The sequence below is a fragment of the Agrobacterium tumefaciens str. B6 genome, from assembly GCF_001541315.1.
GTDB classification, from domain to species: Bacteria; Pseudomonadota; Alphaproteobacteria; order Rhizobiales; family Rhizobiaceae; genus Agrobacterium; species Agrobacterium radiobacter.
In genome coordinates this window covers 54,016-72,781 of the sequence record NZ_LMVK01000005.1, presented here as the reverse complement: position 1 = coordinate 72,781, position 18,766 = coordinate 54,016, and the positions used below count along the sequence as shown (strand labels likewise).

At 57.1% G+C, this 18,766-nt stretch carries 20 protein-coding genes; 9 read left to right on the top strand and 11 right to left on the bottom strand.

The features are described from left to right. Positions 1–51 precede the first annotated feature (51 nt). Positions 52–477 (bottom strand): response regulator, encoded by a 426-nt coding sequence (locus tag ASB65_RS06145; protein ID WP_223566956.1) that lies wholly within the window; start codon positions 475–477, stop codon positions 52–54. Between the two features lie 157 nt (positions 478–634). On the opposite strand from ASB65_RS06145, the gene ASB65_RS06140 reads away from it, so the two are divergent. The 3 genes from ASB65_RS06140 to ASB65_RS06130 are packed head-to-tail and all read left to right on the top strand — an operon-like array spanning position 635 to position 3,568. Then, positions 635–2,089, top strand: a complete 1,455-nt coding sequence (locus tag ASB65_RS06140; protein ID WP_003507651.1) for a sensor histidine kinase — start codon at positions 635–637, stop codon at positions 2,087–2,089. Next, entirely contained in the window at positions 2,086–2,523 is a 438-nt protein-coding gene (locus ASB65_RS06135; RefSeq protein WP_003507653.1) for a response regulator, read from the top strand. Before ASB65_RS06140 ends, ASB65_RS06135 begins: the two co-directional genes overlap by 4 nt. A gap of 4 nt (positions 2,524–2,527) precedes the next feature. Continuing rightward, positions 2,528–3,568: a sensor histidine kinase gene (locus tag ASB65_RS06130; RefSeq protein WP_003507655.1), complete on the top strand. Its 1,041-nt coding sequence runs from the start codon at positions 2,528–2,530 to the stop codon at positions 3,566–3,568. An 85-nt stretch (positions 3,569–3,653) separates the two neighbouring features. Here the strand turns inward: ASB65_RS06130 and ASB65_RS06125 are convergent, their stop codons facing one another. The 7 genes from ASB65_RS06125 to ASB65_RS06095 all read right to left on the bottom strand — a co-directional run bounded on the left by ASB65_RS06125 (position 3,654) and on the right by ASB65_RS06095 (position 9,350). Continuing rightward, positions 3,654–4,364: an anti-sigma factor domain-containing protein gene (locus ASB65_RS06125; protein WP_003507657.1), complete on the bottom strand. Its 711-nt coding sequence runs from the start codon at positions 4,362–4,364 to the stop codon at positions 3,654–3,656. After that, positions 4,361–4,903 (bottom strand): sigma-70 family RNA polymerase sigma factor, encoded by a 543-nt coding sequence (locus ASB65_RS06120; RefSeq protein ID WP_003507660.1) that lies wholly within the window; start codon positions 4,901–4,903, stop codon positions 4,361–4,363. The genes ASB65_RS06125 and ASB65_RS06120 overlap by 4 nt, the downstream gene beginning before the upstream one ends. A gap of 125 nt (positions 4,904–5,028) precedes the next feature. After that, complete coding sequence (locus ASB65_RS06115; RefSeq protein WP_060723328.1) at positions 5,029–5,460, bottom strand: DUF2177 family protein; 432 nt, start codon at positions 5,458–5,460, stop codon at positions 5,029–5,031. A 77-nt stretch (positions 5,461–5,537) separates the two neighbouring features. After that, a complete protein-coding gene (locus tag ASB65_RS06110; RefSeq protein WP_060723327.1) occupies positions 5,538–5,915 on the bottom strand; it encodes a DUF2147 domain-containing protein in 378 nt (125 codons plus the stop codon). Positions 5,916–5,942: 27 nt separating this feature from the next. After that, on the bottom strand, positions 5,943–7,175 hold the full coding sequence (locus ASB65_RS06105) for an SAM-dependent methyltransferase (RefSeq protein WP_003507666.1): 1,233 nt from the start codon (positions 7,173–7,175) through the stop codon (positions 5,943–5,945). After that, complete coding sequence (locus tag ASB65_RS06100; protein WP_060723326.1) at positions 7,162–7,980, bottom strand: DUF1365 domain-containing protein; 819 nt, start codon at positions 7,978–7,980, stop codon at positions 7,162–7,164. Before ASB65_RS06100 ends, ASB65_RS06105 begins: the two co-directional genes overlap by 14 nt. Then, a complete protein-coding gene (locus ASB65_RS06095; RefSeq protein WP_060723325.1) occupies positions 7,977–9,350 on the bottom strand; it encodes an NAD(P)/FAD-dependent oxidoreductase in 1,374 nt (457 codons plus the stop codon). The genes ASB65_RS06100 and ASB65_RS06095 overlap by 4 nt, the downstream gene beginning before the upstream one ends. A 189-nt stretch (positions 9,351–9,539) precedes the next feature. On the opposite strand from ASB65_RS06095, the gene ASB65_RS06090 reads away from it, so the two are divergent. The 3 genes from ASB65_RS06090 (at position 9,540) to ASB65_RS06080 (ending at position 13,502) form a co-directional block, all read left to right on the top strand. Further along, complete coding sequence (locus ASB65_RS06090) at positions 9,540–10,328, top strand: DUF1295 domain-containing protein (protein ID WP_060723324.1); 789 nt, start codon at positions 9,540–9,542, stop codon at positions 10,326–10,328. Next, positions 10,325–11,350 (top strand): SAM-dependent methyltransferase, encoded by a 1,026-nt coding sequence (locus ASB65_RS06085; protein WP_060723323.1) that lies wholly within the window; start codon positions 10,325–10,327, stop codon positions 11,348–11,350. The genes ASB65_RS06090 and ASB65_RS06085 overlap by 4 nt, the downstream gene beginning before the upstream one ends. A 301-nt stretch (positions 11,351–11,651) precedes the next feature. Then, positions 11,652–13,502, top strand: coding sequence for an ABC transporter ATP-binding protein (locus ASB65_RS06080; RefSeq protein ID WP_060723322.1), 1,851 nt, complete (start codon positions 11,652–11,654; stop codon positions 13,500–13,502). An 85-nt stretch (positions 13,503–13,587) separates the two neighbouring features. Here the strand turns inward: ASB65_RS06080 and ASB65_RS06075 are convergent, their stop codons facing one another. After that, positions 13,588–13,782: a hypothetical protein gene (locus ASB65_RS06075; protein ID WP_060723321.1), complete on the bottom strand. Its 195-nt coding sequence runs from the start codon at positions 13,780–13,782 to the stop codon at positions 13,588–13,590. Positions 13,783–13,899: 117 nt separating this feature from the next. Next, positions 13,900–14,226 carry a BA14K family protein gene (locus ASB65_RS06070; RefSeq protein WP_026363434.1) on the bottom strand — a complete coding sequence of 109 codons (327 nt, stop codon included), beginning with the start codon at positions 14,224–14,226 and terminating at the stop codon, positions 13,900–13,902. 296 nt (positions 14,227–14,522) lie between these two features. Here ASB65_RS06070 and ASB65_RS06065 point away from each other — a divergent pair, with 296 nt between their 5' ends. Together ASB65_RS06065 and ASB65_RS06060 are read left to right on the top strand one after the other, a co-directional pair. Then, the gene (locus tag ASB65_RS06065; RefSeq protein ID WP_020009392.1) at positions 14,523–14,972 is read left to right on the top strand and encodes a hypothetical protein; all 450 of its coding nucleotides are present in this window, start codon (positions 14,523–14,525) and stop codon (positions 14,970–14,972) included. A 651-nt stretch (positions 14,973–15,623) separates the two neighbouring features. Continuing rightward, positions 15,624–15,992 carry an MliC family protein gene (locus ASB65_RS06060; protein WP_060723320.1) on the top strand — a complete coding sequence of 123 codons (369 nt, stop codon included), beginning with the start codon at positions 15,624–15,626 and terminating at the stop codon, positions 15,990–15,992. 470 nt (positions 15,993–16,462) lie between these two features. Here the strand turns inward: ASB65_RS06060 and ASB65_RS06055 are convergent, their stop codons facing one another. Beyond that, complete coding sequence (locus tag ASB65_RS06055; protein ID WP_003507682.1) at positions 16,463–17,095, bottom strand: TerC family protein; 633 nt, start codon at positions 17,093–17,095, stop codon at positions 16,463–16,465. A 402-nt stretch (positions 17,096–17,497) separates the two neighbouring features. Between ASB65_RS06055 and tuf the strand changes: the two genes are divergently transcribed. After that, positions 17,498–18,673, top strand: a complete 1,176-nt coding sequence (tuf, locus tag ASB65_RS06050) for an elongation factor Tu (RefSeq protein ID WP_003507684.1) — start codon at positions 17,498–17,500, stop codon at positions 18,671–18,673. Positions 18,674–18,766: the final 93 nt, after the last annotated feature.

The following is an 18,766-nucleotide window of genomic DNA, read 5'->3' as shown; positions in this document are numbered from 1 at the left end:
CGCCACATGAAAAGAAGCGGCTTGGGGCACCGGACCGAGATTAGCCCCGCCCTAGTTGGTCAGTGAAAACTCATTTGCCAGAACATGCGAGAGATTGTCGAAATCGCAGGGTTTGGAGACGACGGTAAGCCCGTCCAGCTGCGCACGCACTCCGGGTATTTCCGCATATCCGCTGCATATGACGAAAGGGATATTTGCCGCCTTGAGCTCCTCGATGACCGGGAAGGACAATTCGCCTCTCAGATTGAGGTCAATGACTGCGCCGTCCAGATCAGTGGCGTTTATTTTTTCCAAGGCCGCGCCAATGTGCGAAACGGGCCCGACGACGTTGACCCCCAGATCGGAAAGAAAATCCTCCATATCCATCGCCAGAAGCGCGTCGTCCTCCAATACGAGGATTTGTTTTCCCTGGAAATTATAGCTCATCGTTATCGCATTCTCGTCAGTTCGGCTCAGTCGGGCACTGCCAATCAACATTGCAAAACCCCTAAGTCCCAAACTGGTTCCTTCCATAAATAAAAAGAAAACAGTCGCCTCTGATGTCGTCGTATTCTAGTTTGCAACTTTAATTCGTGCCTACCGGGAATGTATTTCTGTGATTGGTTTTTCACCGTTTGCCCAACGAAGCCTTTTGATGCTTGCCGTGGGTGTTGCGATTTTGATTGGCATGGTCTCCATGTCGCTGTGGCTGGTGCAGGTGAATAACCGCTATTCCCAGGAAACAGCGGAACTCCGACGTTTTCGTGCCGCTGTTTTGGATGTGCTGACGACGATGCAGGACATCGAAACCGGCCAGCGGGGATATCTGCTGACCAATAATCGCGATTATCTCGTGCCTTACGAAGAAGCCCTGCGTGGCTTGCCCCAACGCCAGTCAAGACTTTTCGATCTTCTGACGGAAGACGAGCAATACAAGCAGTTTCTTTCGGGTTTGAGGCAGACAATCGACGCGAAGCTGGCTGAAACCCGTGAGACCATCGATTTGCAGCGTTCGGGCCGAATAACGGAGGCGGTTGAGGTCGTCCGTAATAATGACGGCAAACGCTTCATGAACGAGATCAGGAGTATTCTGTCGGACCTGCAATCGGACACAGATGATCGCCTGCGCATCATCGTTGCGGATCAACTCGGGGCTGCCAATAAGCTGCGCTGGGTAACGGTCGGCGGTGCGCTCGCTATCCTCATTGTGGTCGGTGGTTCGATCTTCCTTGTCTTCACCTATATCCGTGCCCTGAACAGGTCGCGGGAGGATGTCGATGAACTCAATCGTCATCTTGAAGAACGTGTCGAGGAAAGAACGCGGGATCTTCGCCGCGCCAATCAGGAAATTCAGCGCTTCGCATATATCGTGACGCATGACCTGCGCGCGCCGCTCGTCAATATCATGGGCTTCCTATCCGAATTCGATACTTCGCTGAAGCCGGTAACGAGTTATGTTCTCGCAGATGGCAAGTCTCTCCCGGAGGACGTTATTCGTGAGGCGCGGCTGGCGGTTGAAGAGGATATTCCAGAGGCTATCGGCTTCATCCGCTCGTCCACCCGCAAAATGGATCAGCTGATCAACGCCATCCTGAAAATATCCCGCGACGGCCAGCGAAAGCTGCAGCCGGAGAAAGTCGACATAGAAACGTTGCTCTCGTCACTGTCTGAGACGGTACGCCACCAGATCAACGCCAATGGCGGCGAGATCGAAGTCGACACGCCGAAGCTGACGATCGTGACCGACCGGATATCTCTCGATCAGATACTCGGAAATCTCTTCGATAACGCGGTGAAATACCAGATGCCTGGCCGCCCGCTGAGACTGACGGCCCGGGCCTATCCGGCTGGACGTGGAGCTATTTGTATCGAAGTCGCCGACAACGGGCGCGGTATTGGCGAACAGGACCTCGAACGGGTTTTTGAGCTCTTTCGGCGGGCGGGCAATCAGGATCAGCCGGGAGAGGGCATTGGTCTTGCGCATGTTCGTTCGCTAATCAGAAATTTAGGGGGTGACATTAAAGTCGAGTCTAAACTTGGCGAAGGCAGCACGTTTATCCTGCTGATGCCGAGTGACCTCAGACGCGTGACGAAGGAAAGCGACAAATGAAAGCGACCGGTCAGGAAGTAACGATCGTGATGATCGAAGACGACGAAGGCCATGCTCGGCTGATCGAGAAAAACGTGCGGCGCGCCGGCGTGAACAACGAGATCGTGCCTTTTACGCTCGGCGCCAAGGCGCTGGACTTTATATTAGGCGAAAGTCGGGATGGGCTTGTCAGCAAGGACCGTTATCTTCTCGTCTTGCTCGATCTCAATCTCCCCGACATGTCGGGCATCAATATTCTCGAGCAGATCAAGAGCAATGAATATACACGCCGTTTGCCCGTGGTGGTTTTGACAACGACCGACGACGAGACTGAAATTCAGAAATGCTATGATCTTGGCGCGAATGTTTATATAACCAAGCCGGTCGATTATGAGGGCTTTGCCAATGCCATCAAAAATCTCGGCCTGTTCTTTTCCGTAATTCAGATACCTTGAAGGCATGATGGCTTTGCGCGTTTTGTATGTCGATGACGACCCGGCTCTGGCGCGGCTTTCCAGCCGCGTTCTCGGTCGTCACGGTATGGAGGTGGTTCATGCCACCTCCGTAGCTTCCGGCCTCGAGCTTTTTCAAAACGGGCAGTTCGATGTTGTCGTTCTCGATCACTATTTCCAGACCGCGACGGGCATGGAATTTCTTGCCGCGATCCAGACGATACCGGCAAGGGCGCCAGTTCTCTATGTGACGGGGTCCAACGAGGCCCAAATCGCCATAGACGCGCTCAAGGCGGGTGCTGCCGACTACGTCATCAAGAATGTCGGGGACGACTTCTTTCCGCTTCTGCTTACAGCCATCGAGCAGGCATTGGAAAACCATCGCCTGCGCCAAACGAAGGAAGAGGCCGATCGTTTGCTGGTAAAGGCCAAAGAGCACGCGGAAATGATGGTGAAGGAGATGAACCATCGTGTCGCGAACAGCCTGTCGCTGGTGTCGGCGATGATCCGTCTGCAAATAAACACCCTGAAATCGCAGGAAGCGGAAACCGCGTTATTGGAAACGCAAAGCAGGATTTCGGCCATCGCCGGCGTGCACCGTAGCCTCTATAATACCGCCAATGTCGGATTGGTCTCCCTGAGTTCCTATCTGACCTCCATCATCGGCGACCTGTTCCAGGCGGTGCCCGGCTCTTCTTCCGTCACGGTCGAGACTTCGCTTTGCGAAATCGATCTCAAGGCTGATCATGCCGTGGCGCTTGGTGTCATCATTACCGAGCTTCTGACCAATGCGCTGAAATATGCCTATCCTGACCAGACCGGTACGGTTCGCGTCAAACTCTCCGAGGATAGTGGGCAGTTTGTTCTGCTGGTGGAAGATGACGGCGTCGGCGTGTCGTCGGATTCGACTCCGCGTGGCACAGGCCTCGGTACCAAGCTGATCATGGCGATGGCGCAGAATATCGGTGCACGTGTCGAGCAGACCCATACACATCCCGAGCTGAGGCAGGGAACGCGTTTTACTATGACATGGCATGAGAAGCGGTAAGGATTGATTTTCCGCTCTCACCAGCGCCAGTAATGAGAGCCGCGCAGAAGCTTCGCTCAGGCGATGCTAAAACCGGTTTGAAACCTCACAGATGCCGCGCGGTGCCGACAGCGATGACTGGGCCGGTTGCCTGACCGGTCGGAGAGCCTCCGAAGGGTTCCACGCTGATTGCGAAGGTCGTGCCATCCGTTATGGTGCCGCGCATGTCGGCGGGAATGATGAGGTCGCCGTTCGTGCCCGGCTGGAAAACGCCAAGCGAGCGGGTCTTGCCGCCATCCATGACGAGCCACAATTCCAATGATTTTTCGTCCGTCTTGCCGGTTGCGACCGGTACGATACGCATCCGGCCCGATTCCGCATCGTAGGACGCGAGGAGATTGACCTGACTGTCGGTTGTCGCAAGCTCGGCCACAAGCGGGGTGGTATCCGGCCGTTGGTCGGGGAACGCAGCATAGACGACGGCAGCGACGGCGGTTGCGCTGGTGGCGACTGATATCCAGCGCCAGAAAGGCGCGGAGTTCCAGAGACTGCCATTGGTATTGACAGCCCTGCTGCCAAACAGGCGCTCTTCGATGCGGGCAAGGACAGTCGGGCTCGGTGTCTGTTCCTGATACTCGGCGTTGAAGTCGGAAAACTCCGTTTCCCAGCGCTGCACGAGTTGCGCGAAGGCTTCCTCGTCCTGGATGCGCCTTTCCACCTCGCGGCGCTTTTCGAGCGGCAGAACGCCCAGCACATATTCGCCGGCGAGGATTTCGTCGCGCGTGTGCATTCCGCCACTCTGGTCGCCCGTTGTCATCGCTGCATGCACTCTCTGAGTTTGAGAAGACTGCGCCGGAGCCAGGTTCTGACCGTATTCAGAGGCACGCGCAATTCGTCGGCGAGTTCAAGATAACTCAAACCTTCGACATAGGCACGACGTACCGCCTGTGCGTGCACAGTCTCAAGTTCCCGCATGCAGTCATCGATCCTGCGGCCTTCATCCACCAGAACGACCTGCTGCTCGGGATCGCGGATGCTCTCATCAACGAGATCATAGGCCTCGTCAATGTCATCGCTTGCGGGTTTACGCGCACGGATGGTGTCTATCGCGTGGTTGCGGGCGATGGTGGCAAGCCATGTCGCCGGTTTGCCGGCGCTTACGGCAAATGTTCGGGCGCGCTGCCAGACCTTGATATAGATTTCCTGCAGCGCCTCTTCGGCTTCCATTTTGTCCCGCAGGATTTTTAGGCAGATCGCAAAAAGCTTCGGGCTTGTTGCCTGGTAAAGCGAGACGAATGCTGAACGATCACCCATGCCGACGCGGTTGATAAGCGTTGCGATCTCTTTGCCCTGCATTCGAACCTTCCTTGCTGTCCTTCCTTTATAGGGTCGTCTTTCGGAAGAAGACAAGAGATGCTTGGGGCGTTCGCTACATGCACTCCCTTTGAGCATCGGGCGCAAGCCGCAGGTTATGACAAGTGTCATGACAGACCCGGCGAGTTTTCAAGCGGGCCGATGAGGCGGACCGTGACGAGATAACCGATGATGGCCGCTGCCGCGGAGACGAAGGTTCCCCACAGTAGATCGGCAACAGTCAGGGTGGTGGACCAGTTCTTCAGCGTGGCCTGATTGGTCAGATCATAGGTGGCATAGGCCATGAAGCCCACCGCTGCGCCATAAAGCAGAGCCGTGGTCCATTCGCCCGAAATCAGAGCCGGACGAACGGCGAGAAAAGTGAGGCCGGCGGCGTAGATGAGATAAAAGACGATTGCCGGAGCAAGGCGGAAATTTTCCGCCAGAAGATCGCCGATGGCTGGCCGGTAAAGACGCGACGCCATGGTGCTCAGCCAGATGAAATCGATCACCAGAAATGCGATGAGGGTGAAGGAATAAGCGGCAAGGTATGTCTTCATCGGTGTTTCCTTTGCCTTTGATCAGGCGACGTTTTTTTCGGGATGACGAGAATAAAGAGAAGCGATTTGAGTATGCGCTAGTCGATCCTGGTCCAGCTTATGCCCTTGCACAGCAGGCCGGCGACGATGCAGCCTTTCGTGGTCATGTTATTGCCCGCGACCGTCACCGTTATCTTGTAGGATTTTTCCCGTTGCGGGTCGAAGGCGGTGCCGGAATAGCTGCCCGCCTCGCTCTGCTTGATGTCCATGATCAGGCGATCACCGGTCTTTTCTTTTGCGGTGCCAGGTTTGATCCATGTATTCGTGGCGCATATTTTCTCGCCGCAGGGCGCGATCAGCACTTTCGCCTTGCCGTCGCCGCGCGCCCAGTTTCCGTCAATCTCGCCTGCTGCCGCACCGAGGCCCACCAGCGTCGGGAAGAGGGCGGGTACAATTGCCAATCTGCTGATTTTCATTGTCTTTCTCCGCTTGTTCGCCCCGCCTCATCCGTGTTCTATCGTGTATAGGCCGACATTTATGGTTCCCTCGGCAAAACCCGCTTCGCAGTAGCAGAGGTAATAGTCCCACAGCCGCCGGAAGCGCTCATCGAAGCCAAGCAGGGAAATCGTTTGCCATCGGGCGTGAAAACGCTGGCGCCATTCCGACAGTGTGAGCGCATAGGACTGGCCGAAAAGCTCCGTCTCCGTGAGTTTCAGGCCGGTTTGTCCCATGGCTTTTTCAAGCGCTGAATCGGAGGGCAGAAAACCGCCCGGGAAGATGTATTTCTGAATGAAATCGGCCTTGCGCCGATAGGTGTCAAAGCGGCTTTCTTCAATGGAGATAATTTGCAGCACCGCACGGCCGCCGGGTTTCAGGCAGCGTTTCAGCGTTTCGAAATAGCTTGGCCAATAGGCTTCGCCGACAGCTTCAAACATTTCCACCGAGACGATATTGTCGAATTGACCCTGCACGTCGCGGTAATCCTGCAGCCTGAGATCGATCCGGCCCGCGTTGTTTTCTTTCTCCGCCGCATTTTCTGCCCAGCGCAACTGGGAGGGGGAAAGGGTGATGCCGGTCACGTTTGTATTGTGCTGCGTGGCGAGATGGATGGCGAGTGCACCCCAGCCGCAGCCGATTTCGAGTACGTTGTTATTTCCGGTCAGCTGTAGCTTCTCCGCAATGCGCTCGAGTTTCTTGCGTTGCGCGGCCTCAAGGCTGGTGGTGGTTTCGTCGAAAATCGCCGAGGAATAGAGCATCGTGGGATCGAGCCACTGCCGGTAGAACTCGTTGCCAAGATCGTAATGCGCCTCGATATTGCGGCGGCTGCCGCGTCTGGTGTTGGCATTCAGCCCGTGTGCAAGCCGGTTGATGAGACGCATGGGCAGGCTGCCGCGCATCGACCTTGCAAATGCCTCGCGATTTTGAGCGGCGAAACGGATGAGCGCTGTCAGGTCAGGCGTAGACCAGTCATTTTCGATGAAACCTTCCGCAAAGCCGATATCGCCGTTGACGAGCAGCCTGCGGATGGCCCGCCAGTTATGCAGCACGAGAATGGCTTCGCTACCTTCCGAATCGCCCGATTTTTCGATGTTTCCACCGCCAGGAAGGGTTACGCGCAGTCGGCCGCGCTCGATATTGTTCAGCAGCCGGCTGATGAGCCATGTGCCCATGCCGGCACGACCGTTGAGGCGAGTGCCCTGCGTCGATAATTCAGAGAGATTTTCAAACGGGGTCATGAATTCTGGCCTCGATTTGCGACGATGATGGATGAACGAATGAGACGGGTTCGGCGGGCGGCGGCGGACGTTTTTTGAGCCGCACGCCTTTCAGCCAGATTTTAAGGGCTTCCCAGTGAATGCCGAGAACGACCTTGAGCGTCAGGAACGGGATGGTGACGAAGGCTTTGAGCAGAGCGCGATCGGTCAGCTCGACGCGCCGGGCAAGATGACGGGCCGTCAGGACCACGCCGTCATCGTCGAAAGTTTCGATGACGATCTTCAACCTGTCACCTGGCGGAATGACGCGGAAAACATAACGTAGGTCCATGTCCATGAAGGGCGAGACATAGAAAGCCTTGTCGCATCGCTGGACGATCTCGGTCTCTTTGCCGGCCTCCACCGGGATCAGATAGGAATGCCGTTGCCCGAAGGTGTTATCCACCTCCCAGAGGATGGCTTTCAGCGACGTGTCGCGCCCATAGCAGAAGAACACGCTCAGAGGGTTGAAAGCCCAGCCGAGCAGGCGCGGCATGGTGAGAAGGCGAATAGGCCCTCCATCCACGGCGATACCCGCCGCCGTCATCGCTGTCTCTATCTGCCGGCGCAGGCCAATCGCGCTGCCGTCGCCACGGTCCCTGCGATGAAAAGAGAAGAGGTTGAACCGGTCCACGGAAAAAAACCGCAATTTCCGGTCGAGCGTCTCAAGTTCATCGAGATCGAGAAGCAGCGAATAAATCCGGTAGGCCAGTTTGTGGATTTTCGGCTTGAAGCGCGCATGGGTCACATTGCCCGGGAAAAGCGCTGACGTGAAGGGAGGCGTCATGCTGTCGCCTCCATGAGTTTCGTGTCCGTCGCAATGGTTTTCAAATCCAGGCGAATGATCCGGCCGCTATCGTCGGCAACCTTCCATGGCCGTGTCACCCCGCCTAAATCTTCGGCAACCGCAAGCCCGGCCTGAAGTCCGTCCTCGTGAAAACCCGATCCGAAATAAGCGCCGCAGAACCAGGTGTTTCGCAGGCCCTGCAAAGCCCAAAGCTCCTGACGCATCTGCTCTGTGCCGGCGTCGAAAACGGGATGGTGATAGGTTTCCTCGGCGATGATCTTTCCTTGATCCGGTTCCCGGACCGGGTTCAGCGTTACGAAAGTGTCCGGGGTTTCTCCCAGCGGCTGAAGCCTGTTCATCCAGTATGTGATGCTTGGCTGGCCCGCCTTAATGCGCGTATCGGCAACATAGTTCCAGCTTGACCAGGCAGCGCGGCGACGGGGCATGAAACTGCTGTCGGTGTGAAGCACGGCGCGGTTTTTCGTATAGCCAAAGGCGCCGAGGATGCGCTGTTCAGCGGGCGAGGCGTCCGTGAGCATATCCAGCGCCTGATCTGCATGGGTTGCCATCACCACGTCATCGAAGCGAGCAGTTTTCCCGTCCGCTGTGGTGAGTTCGACGCCGCGCGGAAGGCGGCGAATGCGTGTCACCGGTGTCGAGAGGCGAATTCGATCCGCAAATGGCGCCGTGATGCGTTTTACATATTCGCGCGAGCCACCGACAACGGTGCGCCAGACCGGTCGATCGCGCAGCAACAGCAGGCCGTGATTGCGGCAGAATTTGATAAAATGCGCAGCCGGGTAACGGCCGACCTCCATGGCCGGCGTGGACCATATGGCTGCCGCCATGGGGTAAAGATGATCGTCGCGGAACGCCGATCCGTACCGGTTGTGCGTGAGATATTCGTCGAGCGATGTATTGCCCATCAAATGCAGGTCGCGAGGGGCATTGCGGTAAAACCGAAGGAGGTCCGCAACCATCGCCCAGAAACGTGGTCTGAGCACATTTCTCTTCTGTGCCAGCAGGCCAAGACCGGTTCCACCGGAATATTCAAAGTCGCCATTGTCGAGGGAAACGGCAAAAGACATGTTCGACGCTGCGGTCTGTACGTCAAGCGTTCGAAAAAGCGCGGTGAGATTGGGATAGGTCCACTCGTTATAGACAATGAACCCGGTATCGACATGAGCCGGTCCTTTATCCGTATCGAATGTCACCGTGTTGCTGTGGCCGCCGACGCGATCAGCCGCCTCAAAGACCGTGACATCGTGCCGTTTCGACAAAAGCCACGCTGCCGACAGGCCGGAAATTCCTGTTCCCACAATTGCGATGCGGTACCGGCTATCTTTTTGTCTCGTTTCCGTGTCGGTCATCTATCCTCGCCATCGCATTACAGAAATTTGCCTTGGGACAGCGCAGATACGAGGGAGGGGGCGGATAAGTTTCAGCGGCTGGTGTTTTTTTGGAATCTTTTCCGAAACCTGAAACTCTTTTGCCGGTTCGGTCGTATTTGCCATCACGAAACCCGGTCTCCATCTGTTCAAACCGTGAGTGAAGTAGTGATGTTGTCTGTGATCCTGGCGCTTGCCATTCTCATGTCGCTTCTGATGGCAGGCGCGTGGGCGCTGCAAAGAGCAACCGGTTCGAGCGGCTGGATCGACACCGTCTGGTCGGCGAGTGTCGGGTTTGGCGGAGTTTTAGCAGTTTTATTCGCGGAAGGAGAAGGCTGGCGGCGCGCGGTCGTATTTTCCCTTGTCGTCGTCTGGTCGTTGCGACTTGCCGGGCATATAGGCATGCGCACGCAGGGCGGCGGAGAAGATCCCCGTTATGCAAAGCTCATCAAGCAATGGGGCAGCGCAGCCCCTCTCAGACTTTTCATCTTCCTCCAGATACAGGCCATTGCCGCTTTCGTGCTCGTTCTTGCGGTTTATCTCGCTTCCGGCAACGGCCAGGGTTTTCCGCGTCTCATCGATATTTTCGCCACGGCGGTCGCTTTTGCCGCACTGGCCGGTGAAGCGCTCTCGGATGCCCAGCTTTCAAAATTCAGGAAAACGCCGGAAGCAAAAACCGGCGTCTGTGAAACCGGCCTTTGGCGTTATTCCCGCCATCCCAATTATTTCTTCGAATGGCTTTTCTGGTGCAGTTTCCCGCTGCTCGCCGTTCAGGAGCAGGTCTTGTCCTGGGCGTCGCTTGCTGCACCCATCATGATGTATTGGCTGCTCGTCCACGTCTCCGGCATTCCGCCGCTTGAAGAGCACATGCTGAAATCGCGCGGAGAGAGGTTCCGCGTCCTGCAACGCCGCGTCAACGCCTTCTTTCCGGGCCCGCGCAAGAACGAGGAAACGCCATGAATATGCTCGCCTTCGCCATCAATGCCGCAGAACGCGCACCGCTCACTGACGCGGTCACACTGGCCGGTATAGATATGCTCTGCGTGCGAACGAAACGGCGGCTTGCAAATATTCCCGATGATGCCGAATTGGCCTTTGCGAAGGATATGGCGACGTTTCCCATAGCCAGCCACACCGACGAGGCGAACAGACAACATTACGAAGTCCCAGCGGAGTTTTTCTCGCTGGTTCTCGGAGCGCAGCGCAAATATTCCTGCTGTTATTATCCCGACGCCACGACGACGCTGGATGAAGCCGAGACCGTGGCGCTTTCCGAGACAGTGGCCCATGCCGGGCTGCGTGATGGCATGGATATTCTGGAACTCGGCTGCGGTTGGGGTTCGCTTTCCCTGTATATGGCGGGCCGATTTCCCAATGCGCGGATCACATCCGTTTCGAACTCAGCATCGCAGCGTGACTACATAATCGGCTGCGCCCGGGAGCGCGGCTTCTCCAACCTTTCGGTGGTAACCGCCGACATGAATGATTTCACGACAGGCAATCGTTTCGATCGTGTCGTGTCGGTGGAGATGTTCGAGCACATGTCGAACTGGCAGATGTTATTCGAGCGGGTTCGTTCCTGGCTGCAGCCGGAAGGCAGGTTCTTCCTGCACGTCTTCAACCACCGTGACCGATCCTACCGTTTTGACCACAATAATCCGGCAGACTGGATCGCCCGGCACTTCTTCACCGGCGGTATCATGCCTGCCTTCGATCTTCCCCATCGTTTTGGGAAGATTTTCACTGTAGAACAGGACTGGCGATGGTCCGGTCTACATTATCGACGGACAGCTCTTGATTGGCTGGCGAATTTTGACCGGGAGATTGACCGTGTCCGGCCGATCCTGAAGCGCGTTTACGGAAACGACGCGAGACTGTGGGAACGCCGCTGGCGACTTTTCTTCCTCGCAACCGCCGGGCTGTTCGGGCATCAGGGTGGGGAGGTCTGGGGTGTCGGACATTACCTTCTGATGCCCAGTTAAGTTCGAAACACTAAAAAAAAGGCGCTGTGTTCGCCCTTGAAAATTGAAGACAACCGTTAAACGTTGATTTTGCGCCGTTTTGCCTTGTCTGCTCTCCATTGCAGGCATGTTCACCCGCAATCATTTTCGCTGCTTCGACTTGCCGATGATCGGCATGATCGTGCGAACGTTTCATTTCACGCCATGTTCAGGGCGCGCACCAGCTATTCTTTACAATTGAGGTCAAGGGCCGGTCATGGTTCCATGCCGGACGCGTAGCTGATTCCTCCCCGTCGATGCCAAACCGCGATCCGAGAGGCCCATGTCGATTTCAGATACGATTTTTCGCCCTTTCGAGACGCTGATACGGCCGCTCGACATTCCCTTCCGGCCGCTGCCGTCGAAAGGCCCCGTCGCGGTGCTGTTGCATTTCATTGAGATGTTTCGCGGCGTCCTCATTGCTCTTGCCCTGTCGTCCATGGCGGTGGAAGCCATCAACCTGTCGATCATCTGGGGATTGTCCGTTATCGTTGATGGCGTGACGGCGCAGGGGGCGGAGGCTTTTCTGCGCGATGAATGGCCGCTGCTTACCGTCCTTGGGTTGTTGATCTTTCCCGCCATGCCGGTGGCTTCGTTTCTTCTCAATACGCTCAATTCGCACACGCTCGGCATCGCCATGCCGGTGGCCATCCAGTGGCAGGGCCACAAGGCCGTGGAGCGGCAGGATCTGGCATTTTTCCATGAGCTCTACGCCGGACAGGTCGCCTCGCGTCTTTCGCAGGTCTCGTCAGCCGTTCAGCAGCAGATCATCAACGCATTCCAGATCGGACCGCGTTTTCTGCTGCAGATGATCGGCTCTCTTGCGCTTCTTGCCGCCTTGTCCTGGCAGCTGGCGCTGCCGGTGTTCATCTGGATCGTGCTGAATGTGGTTCTCGCCGTCAAACTGGCTCCCGTCTTCACGGAACGGTCACGCCGGTCGGCGAAACAAAAGAGCCTTGTCTCGGGCGCGATTACCGATCTCTACAGCAACATGCAGATGATCAAGCAATTCGCTGCCGAAGACAGCGAGGCGGGCGCAATCCGCCGCATTCTGAACAAGGCGGTGCAGACGCAGCACAGGGAGCAGCGTGTCTACCGCGCGTCCGAGCTGGTCGTGGTTGCGCTCAACATGGCGTTGTGGCTGGCGATCCTGTCTGTGGGGTTTTCCGGTCTGGTGAAGGGCTTCATCACGGTCGGAGAATTCGTCGGCGCGGTCTATATATTGCAGCGGCTGTCAGGGCACACATTCACCTTCCTGCAGATGGGCCAGCAGATATTCCAGGCGATCGGCACCATCAAGGACGCCATGCCTGTCATGACGACGCCGCCGACCATTACCGACAGGGCCGGCGCGGCTGAACTGAATGTCGCGCGTGGAGACATTGATTTCGACCACATCCGCTTTGCCTACAAGTCCGGCAGACCGGTGATCGATGATCTGTCGCTTAAGGTCCGCGCGGGAGAGAGGGTCGGCCTTGTGGGTCTGTCAGGTGCGGGAAAAACGACGCTGGTCAATCTGCTCCTGCGGTTTTACGACATTCAGGATGGCGCCATCCGCATCGACGGTCAGGATATTCGCGAGGTCACGCAGATGAGCCTGCGCCGCAATATCGGGGTGATTGCCCAGGATGTGGCGCTGCTGCACCGGTCGGTTGGCGACAATATCCGCTACGGGCGACCAGAGGCGACGCGGGAGGAGGTGGAGCAGGTGGCGAAAGTGGCGAAGGCCGATGCCTTCATCGCCGATCTCGCCGATAGTGAGGGGCGAAAAGGATATCTGGCTTTTGTCGGAGACCGTGGCATCAAGCTTTCCGGCGGGCAGCGGCAGCGGGTCGCCATTGCGCGCGTGCTGTTGAAAGACGCGCCTATCCTGATCCTCGATGAAGCCACCTCCGCCCTTGATAGCGAGTCCGAAGCCGCCATTCAGGACAAGCTCAATCTGGTGATGGAGGGCAAGACGGTGATCGCCATCGCGCACCGCCTGTCGACCATTGCACGAATGGACCGGATCATCGTGCTGGATCATGGCCGGATTATCGAAGAGGGCAGGCCGGAGGAACTGGTTGAGCAGGGCGGGCTGTTTGCGCGCCTTTGGAAACGCCAGATCGGCGGGTTCATACCGGAAGACGAGTGATCAGGTGAAATCTGCGGCTGCAAGCCCCTGGGATGGCCGCATTGGGCGACGCCGATGGCGACAAGCCGGCTGGCGTGGCGTGCCTTCAGATTGCATCGAGCGCTGATTGAACCCGCAGTTTCTCCGCATCCAGTTCGCTCAGCCTTGCCATATGCGCCGTGATTTCATCAAAGATCGAGGTGCGATCCGTTTGCGACAGGCGCTCCACGCGACGCAGGGCTGTAATGACCTCGATCAGGTCTAGTCGCTCCTGCTCAAGCTTTTCCAGATTCCACAACATCGCATTTTCCCCGTTGGCACGCGGCTCAAACGGCCAGTTGGGGGAATGGTTCAAATCGGTAGAATTTAAGGTAAATTTTATCTTGTCGGAAACGGCGCGGCCTGGGCCGCAGCCGAATCAATAGGGCGAGAGACATTGCATCCGTGTGCCGCCAGCCGCCATATAGCTGTTGTCGGTGGGATGGTAGGATGTGTAACGCGTCGCACACCATTTTACATGGTTGATCTCGGCCTGCGACAGGGCGTAACCGTTGGGCGTGGCGTCTTCGCCTTTTCCTGCCGCAAAGGCTGAGGCAGGATAACCCCGCTGGTCTGAGGTCTGCGCCTGTTGCTGTGTCTCATAGGCCGGCTGTATGAGGCTGAAAGCATGGGCTGGCACGACAAAAGCGGCAGATATTGCGACGCCAAGAGCGAGCGCGGAGATAGTCTTCGGCATCCTCAACATCGATAAATCCTCGTTATTCGTTCGGTATGCTAACGAAAACTTAGGAAATTCGTTCCGGTGAAGGATTGACTTCACACGAACACGTGATTCTTGAGGCTGGGTGCTGCGGGTGCACCGGTTCCTGCGACGGGCGTTGAAAATGACGGCGCTTTGCCGGCTTGACGACGAATATGGTGCGCCCGGTGAGCAAGTGCCGTGCCCGTTGATCTGAGTTTCCGTCCTTACCGCACTGCTCGTTGACAAGCGGAAAATCCGGTCAGATAGTCGGCCGGCAATCATGCACACGGGAGTCTTCAATGTTTAACAGGGTTGTCATTCTCTCATCCTTTGCGCTGCTGGCATCGGCGGCGTTCGTCTCCCCCGCAGCCGCACTCACCATGAAAGAGTGCAGCGTGAAATATCAGGCGGCGAAAGCCGACGGGTCCGCCAAGGACGTCAAGTGGAACGACTATCGCGCCAAGTTCTGCGGCAGCGAGGCGGCCGCTGAGGATGCGGCCGACGACAAGCAGGTCGCGGCCACCACCGAAAAAGAACCCGAAAAAGCGACGATAAAAGCCCCGAAGGGCGTCGCTTTCCCGAGCGCTGTCGATAAGAAATATTCAAGCGAGACGCCCGGCAAGGCCCGCCTGAAAACCTGCGTCGACTCCTACCACAAGAACAAGAGTGACGGCACGCTCGGCGATCTGAAATGGATCCAGAAGGGCGGCGGTTACTGGAGCCTGTGCAACACCGCCCTGAAGAGCTGAGGCAGGCGGCGGGTCAATGACCGCTGCTCCGCTATTGGCGCGTTATCCGAGATAGATTCGGATAACGCGTGTGGTCTCGGTTGCGATCGACTGTCCCGCATCGTCTTTGCCTGCGCCTCCTCGCCCATGGCCCTTTGCTGCCGTCGCCGGCATGTGAGGATATGACGTCCCATCCGCGATCAGAACCTGTTCGCGGATGGACCTGTTTCTCGATGTGGTGAAACTCCCTAGACGGGCAACCACGTTTTAGGACGGGTAAAAACTGCGAATGGCTTGAGATTCAATCTCTTGATAGAACGAATTGACCCTGCGGCTTGATCCGCATCCAGCAATTCAACGGTTACGGCTGTCTGATGACGGCTCGCCGGCAATGTGGGCGGATGACCAGACGATTTCGAAACTATCTCACGGTGCTGGCCATATCGCTGCTGATGTGGACGGTGATCCTTGGCGTCGTTTATTGGCTGTTTCGATAGGTTTCGCCGCAGTTTGCCGGCCCGAATGAAGGTACCGCATGGCCTGTGCGGCGATAGATCTGCCGCATGTTTGCAAGGTCGGTTTTCCTGAAAATTTGATAGGCGCGAGGCGGCGGCCCCATTTCGGCTTTGCTGGCATGACCTTATGATCCGGTCACATCAGGAAAGGATCATCATGAATAAAACCGTTGCCGCGATATCTGTTGCAGCTTTCTCCGTATCGCTCGCTACCGGCGCCATGGCTGAAGACCTGGTGATTCCGCTTCCGAAGGACACGACGGTCGAAAAGGTGGAGACCGTCTATCAATGCGTCGCCGACAAGGTGGAGGCCGTCTATTTTAATGCGGGCGAGGTCAGCCTCGTGCGACTGGGGCTGAAGGATGGCGTGACGGTCGCCGCAAATGTCATTTCGGCCTCGGGCGCCAAATATCAGGGCGGTATTTATGTCTGGTGGTCGAAGGGTGACGAGGCGGATCTTTACGATCTGATGGCGGACCCGGAGATGAAAAAGCCGGTTCATTGCGTGGACGTGAAGAAATCCTGAGCGCTGGACTTTCCCTCAAAGGAGCGGCGGCAGGGCGGTTCCTGAAAACCTTGCCATGCCGCCGGTCAGCGTGGGAGTGCGCGCGCGGCGCGTTCAGCCAAGAACGAGCGACGCAAGAAGCGCCAGCAGGATAAGAGAGCTGGCGACAACACCGAGCCTCACCCTGCGAAGGCGGCGGGTACGACCGCCGCTCCAGTCATAAGCCATTGGCAGCTTTACCTTTCTTTTTATTATTATGACTTATTGACTAGCTCCGTAGGCTTGCCTGTGGCTGACCTCAATTGTCAGAATCCACCGGCGAGAATTCACGATTTCCCTGTCTTCTCCTGATGTTGCAGCAAGTGCGGCGATTGATTCTTCCTGTTCTGCAACGGCGAAACCAGGTGAGAGATTTGACGGTCGCAGGTCACGAAAAAGGCCCGGAAACTGGCGTTTCCGGGCCTTGTGCAAAAGCGTTTCTACTGGCGGTGTCAGCCGAGATAGGCCTGGATATAAGGCAGAACCTCGAGCGTGCCGTGGTAGAGCATGTTGAGCGCCACATAGATGATGACCATGAGGCCGAGGTAGGAAATCCAGCGATAGCGGTGCAGGAGCTTGGCGACGAAGTTGGCGGCGAGGCCCATCAGCGCGATCGACACGACGAGGCCGATGATCAGCACCGTCACGTGTTCCTGCGCAGCGCCGGCGACGGCAAGGACGTTGTCCAGCGACATGGAGACGTCGGCGATGACGATCTGGGTCGCGGCCTGGAAGAAGGTCTTGTGACCCTTGGTCAGGTCGGCCTCTTCGTCGGTCACCTCGTCTTCGATGGAACCTGCGGCGTCACGCAGTTCCGTCCACATCTTCCAGCACACCCAGGCGAGCAGCAGTCCGCCGAACAATTGCAGGCCGACAATGGCAAGAAGCTGGACGGTGACGGCGGCAAAGCCGATGCGAAGGACCGTGGCGGCGATGATGCCGACCAGGATCGCCTTGCGGCGAAGATGAGCAGGCAGACCGGCGGCGGCAAGGCCGATGACGATGGCGTTGTCGCCCGCCAGAACGAGGTCGATTGCAATGACCTGCAAAAATGCCGTGAAACCGGCAGCTGTGAAGATTTCCATGGGATAGTCCTGAAACGGATAGAGATGTCGCGAGGGAAAAGCGACGGATCGAGATATGGCATGGGATGGCGCGCGCGCCGGATTCCAATCGCCCGTCTCCCCGCGGCGATGGAATGCACTTAAGCCATCATGCCGGTGCAGGTAAAGAAGTTGTGATAGAAATATCTTGTTTAGTGATTAGCTAGGCTGACGGAGGGGGGCTCCCGGCCGACGTCTGCCTCACCCTCGCGAGGGTTTAAATGTCGCAAACCAGACACCATATACAGGCCTCAAGGCACGCTTAAGGCGCGCGCGAAGACGCTTTCATAATTAAGTCTTGCGCATTCGCTTACAAAGCCTTAAACGGCGACACCAAACCGGTGCGCCGGGGAAACTACTTCACGTTCACAGGAAGCAATTCACATGGCAAAGAGCAAGTTCGAGCGCAATAAGCCGCACGTCAACATTGGCACGATCGGTCACGTTGACCATGGCAAGACGTCGCTGACGGCAGCAATCACGAAGTTCTTCGGCGAGTTCAAGGCGTATGACCAGATCGACGCGGCTCCGGAAGAAAAGGCTCGTGGTATCACGATCTCGACGGCACACGTTGAATACGAGACGCCTGCCCGTCACTACGCGCACGTCGACTGCCCCGGCCACGCCGACTACGTGAAGAACATGATCACCGGTGCTGCCCAGATGGACGGCGCGATCCTGGTTTGCTCTGCAGCTGACGGCCCGATGCCGCAGACCCGCGAGCACATCCTGCTCGCTCGCCAGGTTGGCGTTCCGGCGATCGTCGTATTCCTCAACAAGGTCGACCAGGTTGACGACGCCGAGCTTCTCGAGCTCGTTGAACTGGAAGTTCGCGAACTTCTGTCGTCCTACGACTTCCCGGGCGACGATATCCCGATCATCAAGGGTTCGGCGCTTGCTGCTCTTGAAGATTCTGACAAGAAGATCGGTGAAGACGCGATCCGCGAGCTGATGGCTGCTGTTGACGCCTACATCCCGACGCCTGAGCGTCCGATCGACCAGCCGTTCCTGATGCCGATCGAAGACGTGTTCTCGATCTCTGGCCGTGGTACGGTTGTGACGGGTCGCGTTGAGCGCGGTATCGTCAAGGTTGGTGAAGAAGTCGAAATCGTCGGCATCCGTCCGACTTCGAAGACGACTGTTACCGGCGTTGAAATGTTCCGCAAGCTGCTCGACCAGGGCCAGGCTGGCGACAACATCGGTGCACTGGTTCGCGGTGTTACCCGTGACGGCGTTGAGCGTGGTCAGATCCTGTGCAAGCCGGGTTCGGTCAAGCCGCACAAGAAGTTCATGGCAGAAGCCTACATCCTGACGAAGGAAGAAGGCGGCCGTCATACGCCGTTCTTCACGAACTACCGTCCGCAGTTCTACTTCCGTACGACTGACGTGACCGGCATCGTGTCGCTTCCGGAAGGCACGGAAATGGTTATGCCTGGCGACAACGTCACCGTTGAAGTCGAGCTGATCGTTCCGATCGCGATGGAAGAAAAGCTGCGCTTCGCTATCCGCGAAGGCGGCCGTACCGTCGGCGCCGGCATCGTGGCTTCGATCGTCGAGTAATCTTCGGGCCTGAAAAGGCTTGACGGAAACCCCGCTGGAGACAGCGGGGTTTTTTGTTTTGTATTGCGCGTTAGGGGGAGGGTGGCTTTCGCT

What these genes read in the sequence shown, in the direction of transcription:
- ASB65_RS06145 (WP_223566956.1), bottom strand. Translation starts at nt 477, where the DNA reads ATGTTGATTGGCAGTGCCCGACTGAGCCGAACTGACGAGAATGCGATA.
- ASB65_RS06140 (WP_003507651.1), top strand. Translation starts at nt 635, where the DNA reads ATGCTTGCCGTGGGTGTTGCGATTTTGATTGGCATGGTCTCCATGTCG.
- ASB65_RS06135 (WP_003507653.1), top strand. Translation starts at nt 2,086, where the DNA reads ATGAAAGCGACCGGTCAGGAAGTAACGATCGTGATGATCGAAGACGAC.
- ASB65_RS06130 (WP_003507655.1), top strand. Translation starts at nt 2,528, where the DNA reads ATGATGGCTTTGCGCGTTTTGTATGTCGATGACGACCCGGCTCTGGCG.
- ASB65_RS06125 (WP_003507657.1), bottom strand. Translation starts at nt 4,364, where the DNA reads ATGACAACGGGCGACCAGAGTGGCGGAATGCACACGCGCGACGAAATC.
- ASB65_RS06120 (WP_003507660.1), bottom strand. Translation starts at nt 4,903, where the DNA reads ATGCAGGGCAAAGAGATCGCAACGCTTATCAACCGCGTCGGCATGGGT.
- ASB65_RS06115 (WP_060723328.1), bottom strand. Translation starts at nt 5,460, where the DNA reads ATGAAGACATACCTTGCCGCTTATTCCTTCACCCTCATCGCATTTCTG.
- ASB65_RS06110 (WP_060723327.1), bottom strand. Translation starts at nt 5,915, where the DNA reads ATGAAAATCAGCAGATTGGCAATTGTACCCGCCCTCTTCCCGACGCTG.
- ASB65_RS06105 (WP_003507666.1), bottom strand. Translation starts at nt 7,175, where the DNA reads ATGACCCCGTTTGAAAATCTCTCTGAATTATCGACGCAGGGCACTCGC.
- ASB65_RS06100 (WP_060723326.1), bottom strand. Translation starts at nt 7,980, where the DNA reads ATGACGCCTCCCTTCACGTCAGCGCTTTTCCCGGGCAATGTGACCCAT.
- ASB65_RS06095 (WP_060723325.1), bottom strand. Translation starts at nt 9,350, where the DNA reads ATGACCGACACGGAAACGAGACAAAAAGATAGCCGGTACCGCATCGCA.
- ASB65_RS06090 (WP_060723324.1), top strand. Translation starts at nt 9,540, where the DNA reads ATGTTGTCTGTGATCCTGGCGCTTGCCATTCTCATGTCGCTTCTGATG.
- ASB65_RS06085 (WP_060723323.1), top strand. Translation starts at nt 10,325, where the DNA reads ATGAATATGCTCGCCTTCGCCATCAATGCCGCAGAACGCGCACCGCTC.
- ASB65_RS06080 (WP_060723322.1), top strand. Translation starts at nt 11,652, where the DNA reads ATGTCGATTTCAGATACGATTTTTCGCCCTTTCGAGACGCTGATACGG.
- ASB65_RS06075 (WP_060723321.1), bottom strand. Translation starts at nt 13,782, where the DNA reads ATGTTGTGGAATCTGGAAAAGCTTGAGCAGGAGCGACTAGACCTGATC.
- ASB65_RS06070 (WP_026363434.1), bottom strand. Translation starts at nt 14,226, where the DNA reads ATGTTGAGGATGCCGAAGACTATCTCCGCGCTCGCTCTTGGCGTCGCA.
- ASB65_RS06065 (WP_020009392.1), top strand. Translation starts at nt 14,523, where the DNA reads ATGTTTAACAGGGTTGTCATTCTCTCATCCTTTGCGCTGCTGGCATCG.
- ASB65_RS06060 (WP_060723320.1), top strand. Translation starts at nt 15,624, where the DNA reads ATGAATAAAACCGTTGCCGCGATATCTGTTGCAGCTTTCTCCGTATCG.
- ASB65_RS06055 (WP_003507682.1), bottom strand. Translation starts at nt 17,095, where the DNA reads ATGGAAATCTTCACAGCTGCCGGTTTCACGGCATTTTTGCAGGTCATT.
- tuf (WP_003507684.1), top strand. Translation starts at nt 17,498, where the DNA reads ATGGCAAAGAGCAAGTTCGAGCGCAATAAGCCGCACGTCAACATTGGC.